At 40.1% G+C, this 22572-nt stretch carries 16 protein-coding genes; all 16 read right to left on the reverse strand.

From position 1 onward, the window contains the following. Window positions 1-95: 95 nt before the first annotated feature. The 16 genes from ACSQ6I_RS17815 to ACSQ6I_RS17890 all read right to left on the reverse strand — a co-directional run bounded on the left by ACSQ6I_RS17815 (window position 96) and on the right by ACSQ6I_RS17890 (window position 22252). Complete coding sequence (locus ACSQ6I_RS17815) at window positions 96-617, reverse strand: DUF3122 domain-containing protein (protein ID WP_438891629.1); 522 nt, start codon at window positions 615-617, stop codon at window positions 96-98. A 66-nt stretch (window positions 618-683) separates the two neighbouring features. Then, entirely contained in the window at window positions 684-1400 is a 717-nt protein-coding gene (hoxU, locus tag ACSQ6I_RS17820; protein WP_438891630.1) for a bidirectional hydrogenase complex protein HoxU, read from the reverse strand. 174 nt (window positions 1401-1574) lie between these two features. After that, window positions 1575-3179, reverse strand: coding sequence for an NADH-ubiquinone oxidoreductase-F iron-sulfur binding region domain-containing protein (locus ACSQ6I_RS17825; RefSeq protein WP_438891631.1), 1605 nt, complete (start codon window positions 3177-3179; stop codon window positions 1575-1577). Next, the gene (hoxE, locus tag ACSQ6I_RS17830; RefSeq protein ID WP_438891632.1) at window positions 3166-3681 is read right to left on the reverse strand and encodes a bidirectional hydrogenase complex protein HoxE; all 516 of its coding nucleotides are present in this window, start codon (window positions 3679-3681) and stop codon (window positions 3166-3168) included. Before hoxE ends, ACSQ6I_RS17825 begins: the two co-directional genes overlap by 14 nt. Before the next feature lie 31 nt (window positions 3682-3712). Then, complete coding sequence (locus ACSQ6I_RS17835) at window positions 3713-4243, reverse strand: universal stress protein (RefSeq protein ID WP_438891633.1); 531 nt, start codon at window positions 4241-4243, stop codon at window positions 3713-3715. A gap of 406 nt (window positions 4244-4649) precedes the next feature. Further along, entirely contained in the window at window positions 4650-5027 is a 378-nt protein-coding gene (locus ACSQ6I_RS17840; protein ID WP_438891634.1) for a DUF1636 family protein, read from the reverse strand. Between the two features lie 4 nt (window positions 5028-5031). Next, a complete protein-coding gene (locus tag ACSQ6I_RS17845) occupies window positions 5032-5985 on the reverse strand; it encodes an ABC transporter substrate-binding protein (protein WP_438891635.1) in 954 nt (317 codons plus the stop codon). A 14-nt stretch (window positions 5986-5999) separates the two neighbouring features. Continuing rightward, complete coding sequence (locus ACSQ6I_RS17850) at window positions 6000-8564, reverse strand: TonB-dependent siderophore receptor (protein WP_438891636.1); 2565 nt, start codon at window positions 8562-8564, stop codon at window positions 6000-6002. A gap of 130 nt (window positions 8565-8694) precedes the next feature. Continuing rightward, window positions 8695-9693, reverse strand: a complete 999-nt coding sequence (locus ACSQ6I_RS17855; RefSeq protein WP_438891637.1) for a helix-turn-helix domain-containing protein — start codon at window positions 9691-9693, stop codon at window positions 8695-8697. Between the two features lie 201 nt (window positions 9694-9894). Next, a complete protein-coding gene (locus ACSQ6I_RS17860; RefSeq protein WP_438891638.1) occupies window positions 9895-11688 on the reverse strand; it encodes an ABC transporter ATP-binding protein in 1794 nt (597 codons plus the stop codon). A 32-nt stretch (window positions 11689-11720) separates the two neighbouring features. Next, window positions 11721-12077 (reverse strand): hypothetical protein, encoded by a 357-nt coding sequence (locus ACSQ6I_RS17865; RefSeq protein ID WP_438891639.1) that lies wholly within the window; start codon window positions 12075-12077, stop codon window positions 11721-11723. Between the two features lie 255 nt (window positions 12078-12332). Then, entirely contained in the window at window positions 12333-13367 is a 1035-nt protein-coding gene (locus ACSQ6I_RS17870) for an ABC transporter substrate-binding protein (protein WP_438891640.1), read from the reverse strand. Between the two features lie 152 nt (window positions 13368-13519). Next, on the reverse strand, window positions 13520-14458 hold the full coding sequence (locus ACSQ6I_RS17875; protein WP_438891641.1) for an iron-siderophore ABC transporter substrate-binding protein: 939 nt from the start codon (window positions 14456-14458) through the stop codon (window positions 13520-13522). Window positions 14459-14581: 123 nt separating this feature from the next. Next, window positions 14582-17197, reverse strand: coding sequence for a TonB-dependent siderophore receptor (locus ACSQ6I_RS17880; RefSeq protein ID WP_438891642.1), 2616 nt, complete (start codon window positions 17195-17197; stop codon window positions 14582-14584). Between the two features lie 188 nt (window positions 17198-17385). Beyond that, entirely contained in the window at window positions 17386-18405 is a 1020-nt protein-coding gene (locus ACSQ6I_RS17885; protein WP_438891643.1) for a helix-turn-helix transcriptional regulator, read from the reverse strand. A gap of 499 nt (window positions 18406-18904) precedes the next feature. Continuing rightward, on the reverse strand, window positions 18905-22252 hold the full coding sequence (locus ACSQ6I_RS17890; protein ID WP_438891644.1) for a PAS domain S-box protein: 3348 nt from the start codon (window positions 22250-22252) through the stop codon (window positions 18905-18907). Window positions 22253-22572: the final 320 nt, after the last annotated feature.

A 22572-nucleotide genomic window follows, 5' to 3' on the forward strand; every position in this document is an offset into this window, starting at 1 on the left:
TTCTCAAAATCTGATTTTTGGGTAAATTAATCACATTTTTTTCTCACGCAGAGGCACTCCAGAGGAATCAAGAGTATGAAGACATCTGTAGTTAACTACTCAGGACTCAAAACTGTACGCCATTCTTTAACTACTGATGGGGGGACTGAGATGTTGATGAAGTTTGAACCAGGTAGAGGTATTCCCAGTGTTAACTTTTCATTTGGCAATTCTGGCAAAATATGTGTCAAATCATATTGACCAATAGTTGGTGCTGGTGCTTCATCTAAAAACACATCAGCAGCATTCCAAACTTTATCTGTAGCTGAAGTAATTTTTAAAGGTTGGGGATGAATTAATTCAGCAGAACCAGGAAAACCAATTAACCGAAGATTTACATTAGATGCTTGACCAGGATATATTTGTTTAAATAAAACAACCTGCCAAACTTTTCCTGATTGATCATCTAATTTTACTTGTGAGCGATAAAGAACTTCTCCTGGTGCTTCTTCTAATTGAGTGACAGCAGCATTTGCTTTCTGGGATGTGAAGTTTCCTAAATCCAGGAATATAAATGTTGTCAAAATCCCCAAAAATAGCATCTGCCAAAATATTTTTCCAATCCAGTTTAACATCATATTCTTCTTTTGGTAATTGGTATTTACTTATAGATAATTCTTCGTGTTCTCCCATTTTCAACTCTTCTAAAAATTCCATTGTTTTTTCTCCCTAGCTGTAACTAAAAATTCGATTTTGCCACGATCATGTTTCATTTCCCCTACACTAGAACCTTTATCAAATAAAGCTCCTGTAGGACAGGCATTAACACATTTACCGCAAGAGGTACAAGTTTGAGAAGTTCCCCAAGGCTGATTTAAATCGGTAATAACGTGCGATTTGTAACCTCTTCCTGCCATATCCCAAGTATGTGCGCCTTCGATTTCATCACAAACACGGACGCATCTGGTACACAAGACGCAACGGTTATGATCAATTCCAAAAAGATGATGAGAAGTATCAACGGTACGGTTCGGGAATTGATATTCTAATCGGACGTGATCCATACCCATTTCTATGGCTAAATCTTGGAGTTCACAATTACCATTAGCAACACAAACCGAGCAAATGTGATTACCTTCAGCAAATAGCATTTCAATAATGGTACGACGGTATCTTTGTAAGCGATCGCTATTTGTAGTCACTTCCATCCCCTCAGAAACCTTTGTCACACAGGCTGGTTGAAGTTTATTACTCCCAGAAATTTCTACCAAACATAACCGACAAGCCCCCACATCCCCTACTCCTTCTAAATGACACAATGTAGGAATATGGATACCAGCCTCTTGCGCCGCTGTCAGTAAAGTTTCATCCTCACGGGCGCTGACTAATTCACCATTTATCGTTAGTGTTTTTACAGTCATAATAATTTGGTGATTGGTGATTGGTGATTGGTGATTGGTGATTGGTAGTTGGGGGAAAAAAATTCTTAAATTCGGTAAATCCGTGATAGTGATTGGTAATTGGTAGTTGGGGGAAAAAAATTCTTAAATCCTGTAAATCCTTAAATCCAGAAAATCCTGATTCAGACAATTTTCCTATTCCCTAATCAAAGCCAAATACTCATCATGGAAATAATGCAAAGTGCTAAAAACCGGATTTGGTGCAGACTGTCCTAAACCACATAAACTAGTTTGTTTCACCATGTCGCAAAGTTCCTCCAGCAATTCCAAATCAGACTGTGCAGCTTCCCCTTTGCTAATCTTCGTTAATAACTGATATAACTGCACAGTTCCTACCCGACAGGGAATGCACTTACCGCAAGATTCATCCATGCAAAATTCCATGAAAAAGCGGGCGACATCAACCATATTTGTAGTTTGATCCATGACAATCATCCCGCCGGAACCCATCATGGAACCTAACGCAGTCAAGGATTCGTAATCTACAGGTGTAGCAAATTCTGACGCAGGTATACATCCTCCGGAAGGACCACCAGTTTGTACTGCTTTAGCAATACCATGATCAGGAACACCTCCCCCCATTTCCTCGACAATTTGCTGTAAGGATGTCCCCATAGGTACTTCAATTAAACCCGTATTGCGGATTTTTCCAGCTAAAGCGAAAACCTTTGTGCCTTTACTTTTTGCAGTACCGATATTCGCAAACCAATCTGCACCTTTACAGATAATTGGCGCGATATTTGCCAAGGTTTCCACGTTGTTAATTAACGTTGGGTAGCCCCATAAACCCGACTCAGCAGGGTACGGTGGGCGGGGATGAGGGACACCGCGTTTACCTTCAATAGAAGCCATTAAAGCCGTTTCTTCACCGCATACATAAGCCCCCGCACCAATGCGAATATCAATTTTAAAATCAAAAGGTGATTCAAAGATTTGTGAACCGAGAAGTCCGAGACGTTGACTTTGGCGAATTGCAGTTTCGAGACGATGAATAGCAATAGGATATTCTGCCCTTACATAAATATAACCTTGGGTTGCACCAATAGCATAAGCTGCGATCGCCATTCCTTCTAAAACTCGATGAGGATCACTCTCCAAAACACTCCTATCCATGAATGCACCAGGATCACCTTCATCCGCATTACAAATTACAAATTTTCTTTCCCCCGCAGACTTAGCAACCGTCGCCCATTTTAAACCCGTCGGATAACCAGCACCACCTCTTCCCCGCAAACCGCTTTTAGTAATTGTTTCAACTACCTCACTGGGTTTCATTTCTCGCAGAACTTGGTAAAGCGCCTGATAACCCTCCGCAGCAATGTAAGATTGAATCCGTTCTGGATCAATTTTGCCACTGTTTTCCAACACAATCGGTAATTGATTTGTAAAAAACGGTTGAGTTAAATCACCCTGTTGTAAGTTGGTTTCTTCCCCATTTACGCCAGCAATAATTTGTGTTGCATCTTCTGGAGTAACTTTTTCATAAAGTTTTGACTCTGTATGTTTTTCTGGGAAATCCACTTGAACTAACGGCCCTTGACAGCACAGACGCATACAACCGACACCCGTAACTTGGACAGTATCTTCCAAACCCGCAGCTTTTACAGATGTATCAAGATTGTCTTTGACAGCTTGGGAATTAGAAGAGAGACAACCCGCCGCCGTACAACAACGAATCTGTACAGGTTTAGTTTGGGAAAGTTCTTTTTGAGTTATTTCTAATAATTCATTTAGTTCCATTTTCCAGCCATTCTCCCACTTTTTCGCAGACTGATTCCGGGCTTTGATGACCTAAAACCGCACCATCAAACACCACAGCAGGCGCAATTCCACAAGCCCCCAGACACCTAGCAGTCATTAGAGAAATTTGACCATTTGGGGTAGTTTCCCCTGCGTGAATTTGGGTAGACTTTTCCAAACTAGCTAAAATTGCCTGAGCGCCTTTTACATAACAAGCAGTACCCGTACATACCACACAGTTATGTACGCCTTTGGGTGCAAGGGAAAACAAATGATAGAAAGTTGCTACCCCATACACCCGACTAGGTGGTAATTTTAGGCTATGGGCAATGTAAAGTAATAAATCCAGTTCTAAATAACCAAACAGTTCCGAAGCCCGATGGAGAATTTCAATTAGTGCATCTTGTTGATATTGATGACGCTTGATAGTTGCATCTAGCATCTTCAAACGTTTATCTCCACTAGGATGACTAGAAGATGGCGGCGAAATAGAAGTTTTCATATTACCAAATTACCAATTACCAATTACCGCTTTAACTAACTGCGGTGGTATTTTCTATGATCATTTCTGCTGATTTGGCAGGAATGGGAAGATGGATAACATGGACTGAACAAGGAGCATGATGCAAAACATAGTTACTCACACTACCCATAAATAACTCCGTCAGTCCAGAATGACCACGCCGCCCCATTACTATTATGTCAGCGTTCCAAACTTTAGCCAAATCACAAATAATGCGTCCTGGACTACCAGGGTTTTGTGTGAATTCCGTAGTGATACCTAAGGTATTGGCTTGGGAAGAAAAAGACTGTAACATTTGCAAACCTTCAGTTTTAAAGGTTTCCCAGTTTTGCTGATGTAATTTAAAACTTTGCTCGTTCCAACCTGGATAGTAGTCAATATGAGGAGCAATCATAAAATCAGGACTACTACTTTCTTCTAGAGAGAGGACGTGTAAGAGCATTAATTTAGCTGATGTTAGCTTTGCTAATTCCAAGGCTTGCTCAAAGACATCTCTACCCATTTCTGAGCGATCTAATGCAACTAAAATTTTATTAAACATACAATACCTCTATTTTGACTTTGCTAATTACTCATAATTGCTGTTTGTGTTTTTTAGATTAAGACTTGGTTAAAATACTGTTATTTCATCCGGCTTTGTTCACATCGCTGCAAGAAGTCAGAAGAAAAGAACGCAAGTTTTATTAGCTTTTAGTTATTTTCGCCATAATGTCCTACTCTGTAACTTTCTCCTACAACTATGTTTATACGCAAACAATTTGAGGAACTTGTGAGGATGGGTAAAAACCCAGCAGATATTCCCATAACTGAGAAGTAAGCTACGTAATTCGTAATTAAATCAATACTTTGGACATTTGTAAACGCAGAGGAACACAGAGGTAAACGCAAAGGTACGCAGAGTTTTGCCAAAGTTAATTCGCTATGAATTAATGAAATGTTGTACTTAGCTACGCTTCCACAGATGGAATTTGCGCGAAAATAGCTGACTGTAAAACTTGCGGAAGCTTTTCCCAAACTACAACCCCTTTACGGTTCTTGATATACAGTTGCACAAATTCCAGTAAGGCGGCTGCGCTTTCTTCTGGAGTCAGATTGACAAAGAGATAGGTGGGTTTCTCTTCACTGGATACAGCTACAACACAGCCTTGACTGCACGCCCACAAACACCCAACAGGTTTAATTTCTATTTGTTCTGATATGAATTGTTGAACACATAAAGAGTTTAGTTTATCAAGTAAAATATCACCATCGAAAGGTGGATTTTCTGGTCGTTGTTCAGATGAACAGTGGCAGGATTTACAGACGAAGATAGTATGTTTGGGCATAGTTTTAGGGTGTGTTGACTAGGTATTTAAACAAATCATCAATAACTACATCAGTCGCCAGCATATTTGTTCCCGCCCATGCCATAAAATCAACATAATAAACGTGATTTTCTTGAACAGCTTTCAGGGTTTTCCAAAGTGGCTCTTGTTGTTTTTTTGCTAGAAATTCATTGCCTGTTTTTGAAAATGTCGTCACGAATAAAATATCGCCATCTGCTTTTTGTAGTTCCTCTAGAGAAATAGGAAATGCCCCATAGGTTGAATCGAGATTTTGTGCGGCTGGACGCTGTAAAAGTGCAGCACTGATAATAGAACCAGGAAATGAATTTTTGGAATCAATATATATCTCACCACGTCCAACAGTTACGAAGGATATTTTTTTGCCTTGATAGCGAGTTCCTAAAGCTTGTTTTAGCTGTTCTATTCGCTGATAGTAGCGTTTCCAAAGTGCTTCTTCTACATCTTGCTTCCCCAGTGATTCAGCCACAAAATTTAGATGTCTTTGCCAGCTTATGAAATCAATTTCACCTAATACTGTAGGGGCAATTTTAGATAATAAAGGATAAATTGGTTTAAACCAATCTACACCAATAATTAAATCTGGTTTAAGTAGTAATGTGGCTTCTAAATTTGGTTGTGAAAGTCCCAGTAGTTTTATTCCCTCCGTTTTACCATTAATGGATGAGAGAGAGTTTCCCTCTACATAAACTTCGTTAGTTGTGCCGATGGGTTTAACCCCAAGGGCTAGAACATTACCTAAAGTACATGATGATAAGGTGATAACACGCTGGGGGTGAATGGGAACACAGGTTTCCCCCATTGTGTGTTTAACCATGCGACATTCTACGGTTGGTTGTTTAGGTAAAGAGGATATATTTTGAAATGTATGATGATTGCAAGCTGTAAGCAGAGTAAATCCCAAGATGCCTAATATTAGCCAAGAGAAAAAATGTCGCATGATGATCTCGATGGTTATAACTGCCAGGAAACTGTGCCTTGCACTGTAAAAGGTTGTCCATAATAAACACGATTACCTAGCGAACTTTCAAAATAGTCTACGTCAAATAGATTTTTGAAGTTGAGTGCGGCTCTGAATCGATCTTGTTTGTAGAAAATAGAGGCATCAGTCCGAAGATAGCTAGGTACAGTATAAGTGTTATCAAAATTAGCGCGATCGCCTACAAAAAACAAGCCTATTCCTGCCCCTAACCCTTGTAAGTTACCTTTTTGAATTTCGTAGCTCGTCCACAAGTTGAAAGAATGATTGGCACTATTTGACAATCGGTTTCCAACTATCAAAGTATTATCTTTCGTAATGCGGGCATCGATATAAGCATAGCCAGCAAAAATATTCCATCCTGGTAAAATTTCGCCCGCCAGATTCAGTTCAACCCCCTGGCTATTCTGCTCACCTACTTGGATAGAAAAGTTTGGTCTATTAGGATCTTCTGTCGTGACATTGGTACGAGTCAAATCAAATAAGGCTAGGGTTGCGGAAAGGCGATCATTCAAATCTGCTTTTACGCCAATCTCATACTGATTACCGCGTTCTGGCTCAAAGGAAGAGTCAACACCAAAAAAGTATGATCCGCCTGGTGGAGTAAATGAACTTGTGTAACTGGTATAGAGGGAGATCGCAGGGATGGGTTGATAGACAATACCAAAGCGAGGACTGAATGCACTATCTGTCCCACTGCTTTTTGTATTATTGAATAAATCTTCATATTTTCGATCAATCACGTCAAACCGCCCACCTAACAAAATCTTCAAGTTATCCATCAGTGTAACTTGGTCTTGTAGGTAAATTCCTAATGAGTTCGTCTCCTGTCGAAAACCCTCAGAAAAAATAATATTCGATCCTCGCGGGTTTCCATATACGGGATTAAAGATATCAATTGATGCCGCCTCGAAAGTAGGAGTGACTGGATTGTAGTTGTCAAAACGATTTAAATCAAATCCAAATAATAGCTGATGCTGAATTGAACCTGTGGAGAACTTACCGATTAGATTGGTCGTCATCGCATAATTTCTATTTTCAGAAGATCCTTCTGATGCTGAACGCCTCCAAGTTCGATTATCTGCTTCTAAACCATTAGAATCGGTGCGGCGTTGAAAGAGATCGCGAAATACAAACCTAAATGAATTGTTTAATGACCAATTTTCATCAAACTTATGGTCTAGTCGGTATCCAAGCCTGATAATTGTTTGTTCAGCACTATCAGAAGGTTCAAAAAGGTTGAGATTACGAGAAACTTTCCCGTTTGGGTTAGGTAAAATACTACCAATCACAGGTACACCAGAGGCATATCTATCTTTTGTTGTGATATATTCTGCCTCTAATGTCAGGTTAGTTTTCTTGCTAAGTGCCACACTGATTACAGGCGATATATTTAAGCTTTCACCATCAAAAAAATCGACAAAACTACCTGAATTTCTATAGGCTAAGTTGAGACGATATAAGACTGTCTTCGAGTCATTTAGCGGCCCCGATAAATCAACCGCACCTCGATAAAAACTATAGCTGCCAATAGTTGTCTCAACAGCATAAAAAGGGTCGCGCAAAGGACGTTTAGATACGAGGTTGATGCTTCCCCCTGGATTACCCAAACCAAATAGAACTGATGCCGGGCCTTTGAGAACTTCGACTCGCTCAATACTGGAAAGTTCACTTACCTGTCCAGCCAATGTGTCAATCAGTCCATCTCTCAGAAGATTCGTCTCTGTTGCATCAAATCCGCGAATGTTATAGAAAGTAAATGGCCCAAAGTTAAAACTCTGATTGACACCCGCAACATTTCTGAGTGCATCATCTAAACGAGTTACCTGTTGGTCACGCAACACTTCTTGTGGTACTACCTGAATTGATTGGGGAATGTCACGCAAAGGTGTATCAGTTTTTGTCCCAGTCGTAGTATTTGGTACAAAATATCCATTTTGTTCGCCTGTTACCACCAACTCAATCGGCTCATCCTGCTGTGCTGTTGGTGCTTCTGGTGGTGTCTCACTCATCGGTTGTTCTGTTTCCGGTGGCTGTGGTGTTGTTGCTATCTCAGTTGCTGCCACACCGAAAATTAAACCCTCATCACTATCAAATAGCTCTACTTTGGGAGAACTGGCTGCACCTGTGACTGTTAACCGGATAGTATTAGCATCGAGATTAGTTACAGTGACTACAGTGATTCCACTAGCAGGATTTTCTTGACGGAACTCACTAGCAGATGGCAAATTTAACTGAGTATTGGGAATATCTGCAATAAAATTATTTCCCTCACTCTTACTTACAGGCTGCAACTTATCTGAACCTGTAGCCTCTAAAATTACTTCTAGTTCCCTGTCTGTTTGCCTTAACTTTACACCCGTTACCTGAATTATTCCTTGAGAAAGCCACTGTTTAACCGTAGTAGCTGGACGTTCAACTTCGTTGAGATTTTTAGCCGCAGTTGTTACAGGATATATATTTGCATCAGAATTAGTACGGTTTAAATTAGTTTCCGCTACAGATGGTAAGGCAAACAATCCCCAGAAGGAACTAAGCATCAACACCTTTAACCTGCAATAATTTGACACCACTGCTCACACCATTAATAATAATTAGTTTCAACAAGATACCGTTAAACTGGGTGTAACAGAAGACTAATCCGATAGGTAGACGGAATTTTTTCGATAGCTAAACGGAATTTTTTCGCAATTTTTGGTATTCCTTGGGGTTCATGCCAAACTGTTTGCGGAATGCAGCTGCAAAGGGACTGCGACTGGTGTAACCCATTGCATGAGCAATTTCCGTGATTTTCATGTCTCCAGTTTCTAGGAGTTGTCGTGCTTGTTCAAGTTTGTAGTTACGCAGATAACCAAATACTGTTGTACCAAAACAACAACGAAAACCCAGTTTTAGGGTGCATTCATTTAAACCAACTTGTCGCGCTAGTTCGTTTAAAGACAGTGGATTATCCAAGCGTTGCAGGATAATTTCCCTGGCGTGGTGAATTCTATCTACTACATCTGGTTTTAGAGGCTGGAGATAGTTTTTCCCTTCATGAATTTCCATTTCTTGGGCTATGAGTATTCCCATCAATTCCCATACTTTACCCTCCAGATACATCCGTTTGGCAATTCCTCGATAGGGACAATGCAAAATTTGCTGTGCAATTCTCTGCATGGGTAGAGTAGCTGTGCCACAGCGATGGTACATTAACTCATGAGTTGGTCGGATTAAGTGCTCCAACTGTTGTGGTAATTGTCCTTCACTATCTCCAGCAAAGGAACGCAGCAACTCAGGCTCTACTATGAATGTAATCTCTAGGAATGGTTGTTCGCAATAACATTGGGATTTCATTTTAGGCGTAAGACCACTGCCGTGAAAAATATACTTTCTGTTACCTATGGATGTGTATTCATCTTCGTGTTCCCCAGAAAAATGGAAGTGGTAATTTAGTGAACTTTCTAGTTCTGGGCTGTCAAAAATTATGCGATCGCTCAAACACAAATCCCCAATCGCCAATAGCAAACCTTGACGCAGGTGGATTTCTCGCCAATGCCCCTGTCCAAATGGCTTTGGGTAATAATATGTTATGTCTAAGCGATCATCAGGGTCTGAATATTGACAATTGTTAACTGTTTTCTGAAAAAGTAGCTCTTCAAAAGCTTGGTCAGAGACGGAGATTGGCATAGTTAATATTACTGAAATAACAGTAAAATTTATCTTGTTATTGAGTTGTCATGAAAATTAAGCAAAACAAAACTGACACATATTATGCCAAGCAAATAATAATTATTTGCAATAAGTATACAGGATTTGCCCCCTACTCTCAACAAGTTCTAGCTGTTATCGGTCGCATTCAATACAATCGAGGGCGGGGAAACCCCGCCCCTACTTGAGTCCTGACTGTACTCGCCATAAACTTGCATAAATACCATTTTTCTCTAATAATTCCTCATGGGTTCCCGTTTCCACCAATTGTCCGTATTCCATGACATATATGCAGTCAGCATTGCGGATAGTGGAAAGACGATGAGCGATCGCAATAGTTGTTCGATTCACGGTAATCTTTTCTAGAGAGCGTTGGATTGCGGCTTCAGTTTCATTATCCACCGCAGATGTCGCCTCATCCAAAATCAAAATTGGGGGATTTTTGACAACTGCTCTGGCTATAGCAATACGTTGGCGTTGTCCCCCAGATAACTTTTGTCCTCGTTCCCCAACTATTGTTTCATAACCTTGGGGAAGTCGCATAATAAAATCTTCTGCTTCAGCTACTTTTGCTGCATTAATTATCGCTTCATCAGGAGCATCAAAAGTTCCATAGGCGATATTTTCTGCTACCGTACCATGAAATAAAAATACATCTTGACTAACTAAGCCAATACTGCGACGCAAATCAGATAAATTCAACTTTTGAATATCAATGCCATCAATGGTAATTGAGCCATGTGAAACATCATAAAACCGCAACAATAGTTTTACTAAAGTGCTTTTACCAGAACCTGTAGAACCAACAACCGCAATAGTTTTTCCAGCAGGAATATGTAAAGATAAATCCTTAATTATGGTTCCACTATTTCCATAGGCAAAAGTAATATTTTTAAACTCAACTTCTCCCTGGACTTGCTCAACAATTAAAGGTACATCCCCCGTAGTAATTTGGATGGGAGTATCTAACAAATCCATCACTCGTTTTGTGGAAGCCATCGCCCGTTGATATCGGTCAAAAGTTTCTCCTAAAAATACCAACGGCCATAACAATCTTTGGACTAAAACCAGTAAAACACTGTAATTACCGATAGATATTTTACCGGAATAAGCTGCCATACCTCCCAAAAATAATAAAGCCGTAAACCCTACTAAAACCAACATTCTAATTACAGGAACAAAAGCCGCAGAAAGTTTAATTGCTTTGGCGTTACTTTTTTTATAAGCATCACTCTCTGTTGCTAATCTGGCACTTTCATAAGTTTCCGCAGTGAAACTTTTAATTGTGGTAATACCACTAATATTATTAGCCAAACGAGAATTTAAAAAACTGACCTTCTCTCTAACATCAGCATAACGAGGTTCGAGTCGTTTTTGATATATTAAAGAACCCCAGAGAATAAAAGGCATTGGCAGCATTGCTGCTAAGGTGATGTTGAGAGGTAAAATGAAGAATGCACCACCAATTAAGATTATAAATGAGGTGGTAACTTGGATAATTTCATTTGCTCCCCCATTTAAAAAGTCTTCGAGTTGGTTGATGTCATCACCGAGAATAGACATCAACCCGCCTGTACTACTGTCTTCAAAATAAGCTGATTCTAATTCTTGTAAATGATCGTAGGCATCTAAGCGTAAATTATGTTGAATATTTTGGGCTAAGTTTCGCCAAAGTCTATTATAGGCATACTCAGAAAGTGATTCAAATATCCAAACAATCACAGTAATTAGTGAAAGTAGAGCAAATTGCCATACTACTTCTGTAATTCCCAATTTGCCAATCAAAGAATCTTGCTTTTGGACTAATATATCTACAGCAATACCGATTAACCAAGGTGGTGCTAAATCTAAAATTGTATTGATAATAGAATAGGTTGTAGCTTGATAAATTTGCGGGCGATATTTTTCTCCGTAGTTGAGTAATCGTTGGAGTGGTGAGTGTTTATTTGATAAAGGATGGGATTTTGATGTCATTGTAGAAATTGGGGTTCAGTAATTTAGGTTTTCTAGTTAGTCATTGCAATCGTAGTTGACCAAAATATATAAAGCATACTATTATTTGACATATCAATTCTATCCAAAAACGGCAAATTTATATCCCAAAAGGGCAATTTATAGTTAATTGTGGCAACACATATATGTAAAAGTTGAGAAGCTACACCATGAGATTTTGAATGATGTGCGGGATAACTACCATGACTGCACGCCCATAAGCATCCCACTGGTTGAATTTCTGAGCCTAAAAACAGATTAGCTAGAGGTGCGAATCGATCATTGAGATAGAGATAGTGAAGGCGATCGCCCCACGGCTCAGGTAAGATAGTAGATATAGAAGCGATCGCAGTCAAGATTTGCGAAACCATTGAGCCTAAAAGCGAGGAAAATGCCCGTTGATTTTTACCGTATGGGGAATGCAGCTTCTCCCAGGTTGGATAATGTCCGAAATGAGATATGGGTTGCTGCCAACTCAGGGGGTATTTGGGCGAAAAAGGGGGATTTTCTAGTCGTTTTTCAGAGTAACGGTGGCAGGATGTGCAAAGGAGTAATCTATGTTTGGGCATTGGTTTAGTGGTAATTGAATAGCAATATCAAGGAAAATACTGTGTTTAGACGTGATTTTAGGGGTTATTCACTAGATATTTAAATAAGTCATCAATGACGGTATTGGCAGCCAGTAGATTTCTTGATGATTCCCAGTTAGTAGATTCAACAAAATAAATATGATTTTGTTGAACTGCTTTCAGCTTTTTCCACAGCGACTTTTTCTTGAGAATACTTAAGTTGTGTTTACCATCATGGTCTGCAATAAACATCACATCGCCATCAGCCATTTCTAAAGTTTCTTCAGAGAGACTAAAAGACCCATTTGAGGGAATTTTTTGTGATTCTGGACGATTTAATCCAACATCACTCAATATAGAACCAATAAATGAATTTTCTCCCACACTGTAAATCGTACCAGCATTAAATACGATGACAGAAATTGTTTTATTCTTATAGCGATTGCCTATTGCGATTTTTAGTTTTTCAATGCGCTGATTGTAATGTTGCCAAAGTTGCTGACCAATATCTTCTCTGCCTAATACTTTCGCTATAAAATTAAAATACTCTTTCCAATTATCTGGATGGTTTATATTAACTACCCAGTCGTATAAAGTTGTCGGTGCAATATAAGATAGTTGAGAATAGGTTGACTGCTGGTTATGTTTCCAGCCAATAATAACATCAGGCTTAAGTAAGGCAATACTTTCTAAGTTAGGCTCTCCCCAAGTACCTAAAAACTTGATTCCCTCAATTTTGTCTTGAAGATAAGGCGGCCACTGATTAATTGCTTCAGTAGCACTTCCAGTAGGTTGAATGCCAAGCGCGATCGCATTGCCCAAGGCAGCAGGGTTTAAAGTTACAATCCGTTTTGGATGATTAGGAACGCAAATTTCTCCCATTGCATGTTGTATAATTCGGCAGTTTTTCGTTGTTTGCCTTTTCTCTAGCTGCGGTATGTTGTTGTTACAGGCTGCGATCGCTAAAACAGTAACTATGGTCAGAAAAAATGGTAAAAATTTGTAATTCCTCGAAAGCTGTCGGGGTTGCCACCAGATATGCAAGCTAGAAAAAACAGTCTTGACAACCCAAAAAAACTTAGAAAAAGTCAAAACACAAACTCCTTTAATAAGAACTATAGCATGGTGCTTCAATACAAAGATATTTCCACTAATTTAAGGTATTATCTAACTGATATATCCTATATTTTAGATAATTTTAAATCCAGAAACTACATAAAAATTAGACAATTAAAGATGAGGAATTATTTTGTTTTTTGAGGTGTTTTGATGAGGTACTTAAATAAGTCATCAATAACGACATCAGCAGCTAGTAAGTTTGAGCCAATCCAGGCTAAACCATCTACAAGATATACATTTCCCTGTTGAACTGCTTTCAGCTGTTTTACTAGTGGTTTTTGGAGAATTTCCTCCAAGAATTTCCTGTCGTCATCTTTAAAACTCAAAACAAAGATAATATCACCATCTAACATTGTCACTTCTTCTTCTGAGACAACATTAAGATAGCCACTTGATGTATTCACATCTTGCACCTTTGGGCGTTTGAGTCCGAGATCGTTGAGAATAGATCCAGCAAATGAATTTTTTGCTTGGATACTGAACCCCCATTGACTAGAAGCAGAAATAACTGATATTTCTTGATTTTGATAGCGATTCTCCTTCCCTTCGGGACGCTGCGCGAACGGAGAGGCTGCGCCAACGCCAAGCACTTGTTTTAGTTCATTAATTTTTTGATAATAGTGCTTCCAGGCTTGCTGTGCTTCTTTTTCTTTCCCTAGTGCCTTAGTGACAAATTCAAAATGTTCTCGCCAAGCGGCTGGGCCATACCACGGGACGATTGCGGTAGGGCTAATTTTAGCTAGAATCGGATAAATTTGCTGCATATTTTGCCAAACTAGAATCAGGTCTGGTTTCAGCATCAATATTTTTTCTAAATTAGGTTGATAGTGATCACCTAATGATTCCATCTCCCCAACTTGATTTTGTAAGTATGCAGGAACAGGATTATTTAGCCCTACAGCACCACTCCCAATCGGTTTAATTCCTAGAGATAATACATTACCTAAAGTGCCATGAAAAATAGTAATAACACGCTCAGGATTTTTGGGAATACAAGTTTCTCCCATGCTATGCTTTACCACTCGGCACTCTGTGCTTGGCTGTTGAAAGTTTGAGTTTTTCATTTGCAGAGAAATACTGCTACAAACTGAAACAGAGATAAATATAAAAATTCCTAATAAACATAGGAAAATTAAATGCACAGAGGTGAGACGGCGTAGAAACCTCTTCATAAAAATCCTGATTTTTCAAAACGTCCAAGAAATAGTTCCCTGCACTGTAAATGGCGCACCAATGTGAACTCTGTTCCGATTAAAAGCGCTTTCAAAGTATTCCACATCGAAGAGGTTTTTAATATTAATCGCAGCCCGGAATCGGTCTTGTTTATAGAAGATACTAGCATCGATAGTTAAATAACTAGGAATTTCAAATGTATTGGCGTTATCACCAGCGCGATCGCCTACATAGAAAAGTCCCAACCCCACCCCCAAACCTTGCAAGTCCCCTTTTTGAATCTGATATGTTGTCCACAAGCTAGCTCCATGAGGAGAAGTTCGTGATAAGCGTTTGCCAACTTCATCAGGAATATTACTCTCAGTGGTACGAGCGTCATTGTAAGCATAACTGGCAAAGACGTTCCATCCCGGTAAAATCTCACCTGCAAAGCTAAGTTCAATACCCCGGCTGCGCTGTTCTGCCGTTTGAACGGAGAATCTGTCATCAACTGGATCTGGGGTTAGGACATTTGATCGAGTAATTTCATAAAATGCTAATGTTGTGGAAAGGCGATCGCTCAAATCTGCTTTTACCCCAACTTCATACTGAGTACCTCTGGTGGGATCAAATAAACTCTGATCACGAGTGCGCCCAATCGCTGGCTCAAACGCTCGACTGTAGTTTGCATACAGAGAGATGGGTGCAATAGGCTGATAGACAATGCCTAGACGGGGGCTAAATGCACTTAGTGATTGACTGGTTTCTGTATTGCCGATCAGGTTTTGGTTGGTTTCAGTGAATGTATCAAATCGACCACTAATCAGGAACTTTAAATTCTCTGCAAAGGTAATTTGATCCTGTAACACAATACCAAAGCTATCTAACGCCCTACGGCTTCTGTCTTCAAATGTAACCTCAGTGCCGATGGGTTGACCAAAAATTGGATTAAATAAATCAATGGATGCAGCATCTCTTTCTTGAGAACTGCTGGTGTTTTCGTATCTCCCGACATCAACACCTATGAGTAACTGATGCTGAATCGAACCCGTTGAAAACTTGCCAATGATATTCGTTACCATCTTGTAATCATGTTCTTGGCCATCATCCGCAAAATAATATCTTGTTTGTGTGCGATTATCTGACTCAAGCCCTAGTGGGAAATAGCCAGTAGACACATCATTAATACTTTCGTATCGAAAAGTATTGCTGACTGACCAATTTTCACTAAATTTATGGTCTAATGTATAGCCAATTCTACCCTGTACTAGATTCGTAGAGCCTTCATTGGTCATGCGATCCCGGGGAATTCTTCCATTGGGGTTAGGTAGTACCGTACCAACAGCAGGCAACCCAAAGTCAGCATTGAAGGAGATATCTTTATAAATTCCCCCAAAGCTCAAGTTTGTGTTCTCACCTAGTGCAGCGCTAACAACTGGAGCAATCACCAGGTTTCTAGTTCTGCCAAGTTCAGTAAAAAATTGTTGATCTCGATAGGAGGCATTCAGCCGATAGAGTACCTTCTTGTCATCATCGAGGGGGCCAGACAAGTCTATCTCACCGCGATAAAAGTTAAAACTTCCCACAGTAGCCTCAGCGAAGTAATAGGGATTGCGTAGAGGTTGCTTGGTGATAAAGTTGACCGTTCCACCTGGAGGTGAAGAACCAAATAAAACAGAACTTGGCCCCTGGAGAACTTCGATTCTTTCAATTCCCGTCAAGTCAGGCCCTACGTTAACACGCGCACCATTAAATCCTCCGGGAATGATACCATCTAGTGCAGGTGCGCTAAAAAATCCCCTAGTCTGTATCCGTACTGAGTCAAAGTTAGTAGGAGCTGCGTTACGGACACTAGGAGCATTGAGCAACGCACTACCAAGGTCAGCACGTTGATCCCGCAGCACTTGTTGGGGAATAATCTGAATAGATTGGGGAATGTCTCTTAAGGGTGTATCGGTTCTAGTTCCAGTTGTAGTATTTGGCACACGATAGCCATCTTGCTGTCCTGTCACTACCAATTCAATGGGTTCATCAGTCTCCGCCGATGCTTGCTCTTGGGGTGTTTCACTGGTTGGCTTCTCTTCCACTGGCGGAGTTTGTGATTGTTGCGTCACAGCCGCAGGTGTCACACCAAAAATCAGTCCTTCATCCCCATCAAACAACTCAACTATCGGCAGTCCTGTTTCCCCCGTCACTTTCACCTGGATAGTATTATTATCTTGATTAACTACCAAAACTTCCGCAATTCCGGCAAATGGTTTTTCTTGACGAAATGTATCACCATCCTTGTAACGCAATTGCGAATTGGGAATATCGATAATTAATTTATTGCCTTCATTCTTCTGAACAGGTTGGAGAGCATCACCTTTAGCAGTTTCTAAAATGACCTCAACACCTTTTTCAGTTTGGTTGATACTTACCCCTGTAATTTCTACTATTGCTTCTGCATCAGGGTTCTGAGTTAACAACAGTGCGGCATTAGTCTGGGGAAGTTCTACCTCACTCAACTGGGGCATAGTTGATACAGATTTGCTTTTATCTCCAATCTCAACCGAATTTCCCCCATCGGTTTCAGCCAGGACTGACTGTGTTATGAGTATGAAAACTGAGGCTGTAAACATCAGCCCGGAAAGCGATTTTATTAATCTCATCACCAAATCTCCCTCACACCAACATATTCATCAGACTTTTGACCCCTATCCTGTGACAGGTTAGGGTATTAGGTCACTCCATTTATGCCCACAAGCTGTTAGGAATATTTCTTAACTAACTTAGCAGTGTATGTATAATAGGGGATTCGGATTTCTAATTTGAACGCTAGAGGGATTTTTTTTGAACGCTAGAGGGATTTTTTTTGATCTTGAAAGTATTGTTTGGGATTCAAGCCAAATTTTTTGCGGAAAGCTAAAGCAAAGTAACTGCGACTATCAAAACCTACTCTAAATGCCACTTCTTCAACTTTCATTTCTCCTAATGCTAGAAGTTGTTTCGCTTTTTCCAGACGATAGTTGTGCAAATATTTGAACGCAGATGTCCCGAAAACTTGACGAAACCCACGCTTCAATTTAAATTCATTTATCCCTACTTGTTGTGCTAACTCTATCAGACTGGGTGGATTTTCTAGATTACCCAACAAAATTTCCTTGGCTTGGTAAATTCTCTCAACATCTCTCAAATTCTTGCCGGGAAAGTTATGATTAGATATCTCCTGCTCCTGAAATTGTTGGAAATAAAGCGTCATCAATTCCATTGCTTGACTTTCTAAATACATTCGCTTCATCAAGCTTTGATAGGGACACTTGAGGATATTACATAACACCTGCCACATTTGCTGTGTAATTTCCCCTTGCTGGTAGTAAGGCTGTACTTTACCATTCATTACTGCTTGACGCAGAAAAATTGGGATCTGTTCTAATTCTTCTTCGCCAAAACTTTGAAAGAATTGCTGTGGTTCGATTTTCAGATAAATTCGTGAAAACTTTTCTCCGGCTTTCCACCATTCAGTTTCTTTGATATCGCAGTTACATTCTGAATAATATCTGCCTACGATTTCGTCTGTCTTGTCAGTTAAACCGTGGCGTTCAATTCTCACTTTTCCTGAGAGAAAAAAACTCAAGCCAAATTCAGTATCATCTAAATTATCTCTAATCCATACCAGGTCATTAATAAACTCTTTTTCATGTATCTTAATAAATAATCCACTACGTAATTCTGTCCAGCATTCATAGGTATGACAGATATCTAAAATTTTCCCTTGATGGATAGTTTCAAAACCCTTTAATTGACAAGAAAGTTGACCATTTTGTTCACTTTCTGCCCATAGTTCTTCCCAGTCTGTATTTGTAATAAATTTTGTCATAGTTTAATGATAATTGCTATTATTTTCAAGCTAATATATGGTTGAAACAAACACGCTTTTTCCAGTTTCTCAAAAGGGAATACCTAATAATGGATGCAATTGCAAACTGAAAAAAGCCCTTCTCCTTTAGGAGACGCTACGCTACCGCGAACCCTGTAGGGGGTATGGGCATCTAAAAAACAGCGATACCTACGGTACACTACGTGAACGCTATAGTAGTATCTCAGCCTACTATAGCTTTAAATAAGAAGTATTCTCAATTATTGCACGAAATTTGCTGTAAAAAAAGCGACTTGTCGCAGTCGCTGGTGGTGGAGCTAAATCCCAGATTGTACGCGCCACAACCTAGTATAAATTCCATCAATTGCTAGTAAATCCTCGTGTTTACCCTGCTCAATAATTTGACCGTTATCCATCACATATATGCAATGACTGTGAGCGATTACCCACGGTACGAGTCCGATTTACAGTAATCTTATCTAACAACGTTGGATTAAAGTTAATCCACTCCCTGTTCCCTAATGTTGATCACATCCGATAAAGTAGTTAATAAATCTGTCGTTGTGTAAGGCTTAGACAGAAATTTGTTGGCACCAACAGCAATAGCCTTTTGCTCGTTAGCGGGTAAGCCACTGGTGGCAATAATCTTGACTTTAGAGTTGAGGGTTCTCAAGGTGCGGATGGCTGTTAATCCATCCATGTTAGGCATAAGCATATCTAGCAAGACGGTGCTAATTTCTTGGTGATGTTGGGCATAGAGAGCGATCGCTTCAATGCCATCGTTAGCCACAAGGGTTTTGTAGTTATAATCTTCTAGAGTTTCCTGAGTGATTTTTTGGACGACCGCTTCATCATCTACAATCAAAATCAACTCGCCGTTACCTCTAGATAACTCTGCTTCTATTATCACCTCGCTTACTGTTCCTTCTGCTATTGGCAAGAACACCTGAAATTTTGTCCCTTTACCTACCTGACTTGATACTTGCACAAAGCCGTTGTGATTCTTGATAATACCTAAAACCGTTGACAGCCCTAGTCCTGTACCTTGACCGACTTCTTTAGTAGTAAAAAACGGATCAAATATGCGCTCTATAAATTCTGGAGGAATTCCCGTTCCTGTATCGGAGACGGTAACAACAATATAGCCTTCTGCTTTCGCCTCAAGGTGCATTCGGGCATAGGTTTCGTCAATCATCCGGTTTTCAGCAGTGATGCTAAGAACCCCACCATTAGTCATAGCGTCACGGGCATTAACTGCCAAATTCATAAACACCTGATCTAGTTGGGTGGGATCTGCTTGCACCATCCACAAGGTATTTGTGGGAATTTCAGTCCGAATCTGAATGGATTTAGGAAATGTCTGTTTAATGACCTTGACTAATTCTTTGAGCAAATGTCCAGGTTGTAACAGTATACGTTTACCTTCTGTACCACGGGCAAAGGTGAGAATTTGTTTAACTAAGTCAGATCCACGCTTTGAGCTAGTTTCTAGAGTTTTGAACAGTTCTTGCGTCCGCGCATCAACATTTTTACATCTGAAAGGTAACAGTTGAGCAATCATCACAATAGGAGCAAAGACGTTGTTGAGGTCATGAGCAATACCACTGGCTAGAGTTCCTACACTCTCCAACCTTTGAGTGCGGTAAAATTGTTGCTCTAGTTGTTTTTTCTCGGTGATGTCGGTGTTGACTACTAAGATAGACTGGGGTTTTCTAGATTCATCCCGTACCAAAGTCCAACGACTAGCAACAATAATTTCTTTCCCCATTTTGGTGATTTGTACTAACTCACCTTGCCAATAACCTTGTTCGATAGTAGCCTGTAGACCTGCTTCGAGTTGCAATAATGATTCTCTATAGAATATTTCATAGGCGTTCTTACCTAAGCTTTCCTCTGCTGTCCAACCGTACAAGCGTTCAGCCCCTCGGTTCCAGAATAGGATACGTTTTTCTAAATCGTGGACAAAAATAGCATCAGTAGCAACATCAATTAGAGCCGCTTGTTCACGGATTTGCTGTTGTGCCTGTTTGTGTGCAGTGATGTCCATATTCACCCCAATCATCTGGAGTGGCTCACCAGTGGCATCGTCGTAGAATACTTTACCCTTGCATACTGACCAACCTACTGTACCATCTGGGTAAATAAACCGGAATTCAAGATCATGGGGTACTTGCTGGTCAACCGCTCGCAAAACTGATTGATGCAACCGTTCGCGGTCTTCAGGGTGGACAATGTTTACAAAATTTTCATAGCTGACATCAAATGTATCAGGAGTTAGACCAAATAAAGAAAACAGATTCTCAGACCAGAAAACCTGATTGGTTTTCAGATTCCAGTCCCAAGTTCCAGTGTTACCTGCCCAGAGTGCCAGTTGTAGCCGTTGCTCGCTTTCTCTCAGCGCTACTTCAGCCTGTTTGCGTTCACGTAGCGCGGCTTGCCGATCACTGACATCTCGCAGCATGGAGAGATGGCGATGTGGTATAAAATTAGCAACCGCCGCAAATTCAGTTTCTCTAACTGTGCCATCAGGACGATATAAGCTAAACTCACCAAACATTTGTCCTTGTTCGTAGAACTGTTGCCAAACTTGGGTAATATCAAATCCAGGTTTTGCAAAATCTGCGATTCTAGAACCTAAAAGTTCTTCCCTCGATACACCAAATAATTCACAGGTTGCCGGATTGACTTCTACATACCGTCCCTCATCATCTGTAATAGTGATCGCATCAAGAGCGTGATCAAAAAGGGCTTGCCACTGATGTTCACGCTGCTGGAGTGCTGTTGCAATCTGTTTACGTTCCTCAATTTCCTGTTGTAAACGGTTATTTGCTTGCACTAGTTCATCTGTACGTTCCACCACCCGCAACTCTAATTCTTGTTGAACTTGGCGTAGTGTTTCCTCCATCTGGCGGCGTTGTGTCACTTCCTGTCGTAACTGCTGGTTGCTTTGCTTGAGTTGAACTGTTTGCTCTTCAACTTTTGCTTGTAAGGCTTGGATAACTTTGACTATTTCTAGAGGATCAAGTACTTGTAGAAGATTGCTTTGTGTCACCAGTCCTTGCAGTTCGCCTTGTTCTCCAATTACGGCTAACCGCCGCACTCCTTGTTTTTGCATCAACTGGTGAACAGTCCACAAAGATTCAGTGGGACTAATGCTGACTACGGGGCTACTCATCACAGCTTGCGCTTGGGTTTGGACTATATTTAATCCCTGTAACTGAACTTTCAGAATATCTTTTTCGGTGATCATCCCCACTGGAATCAGCACGGTGTCTTGTTGGGCGACAATGATTATAGAACTAATCTGGCGATCGCTCATGATTTGGGATAATTCCAGCACAGACGTAGTTGGCAGAGCATGAATAACTTCTGTTACCATTACCTCTGTCACATATTGCAGTTTTAGCAGGTGAACTGGTTGGATAACTTGACGAATTCTATCTTGAGTAATCAACCCTACCAATTGCCCTTGCTTATCTACTACAGGCAAATGACGAATTTGATGCTGGCGCATGAAAGATAAAGCAGTCAGGGCATTTTGAGCCGGATCTAACGTCAGGCTAATTACTGGCTGCGTCATCACCTCAGAAATTTTTACCTTGGATAAATCTATTCCTGCCCCAGTCAGTAATACTATATCCCGTAGAGTTAATATACCTACTAAACTTGTTTCTTCAACTACTAAAACACAGCTACTGAAATCAGATAAAGATTCTCCTGCACCGCTACTTACCGGATTCATTAATGCAATTACATCAATGAGCAGGGTATCTGGTAATACAGTTAAAGGATAACATTCAAGTACCTGTTCTAATGTCAGCAAATCCACAGGATAAAGTGATTGCATTGTTTAGCTTTTTAGTTAAAGCAATAAAAAAGTTATTTTCAAATTCTGAACAGAATTAAGATCATCTCAAAAATCATGATTATTCAATCTAGCTAACAAAATTTAGCTTTCTGTCCAAATAAAGTTTTGATTTTTAATTGTTAACTTTAAATGTAATGAAATAATTTTGGCTCTTTAGTACCTGTTATGGCAAACATGAGCTTATTTACCCCAGAAGAAATAATCAGGACTGTCATTCTGTTTATAGAGCGTGGCGTATGATTCCTACGTCGTTACGCAAGCTATAGCCATGCAAAACGCAGTGTAGAGAAGAATCTCCG

It is taken from the genome of Anabaena sp. WFMT, from assembly GCF_051781005.1.
In the GTDB taxonomy this organism is placed as follows: domain Bacteria; phylum Cyanobacteriota; class Cyanobacteriia; order Cyanobacteriales; family Nostocaceae; genus Anabaena.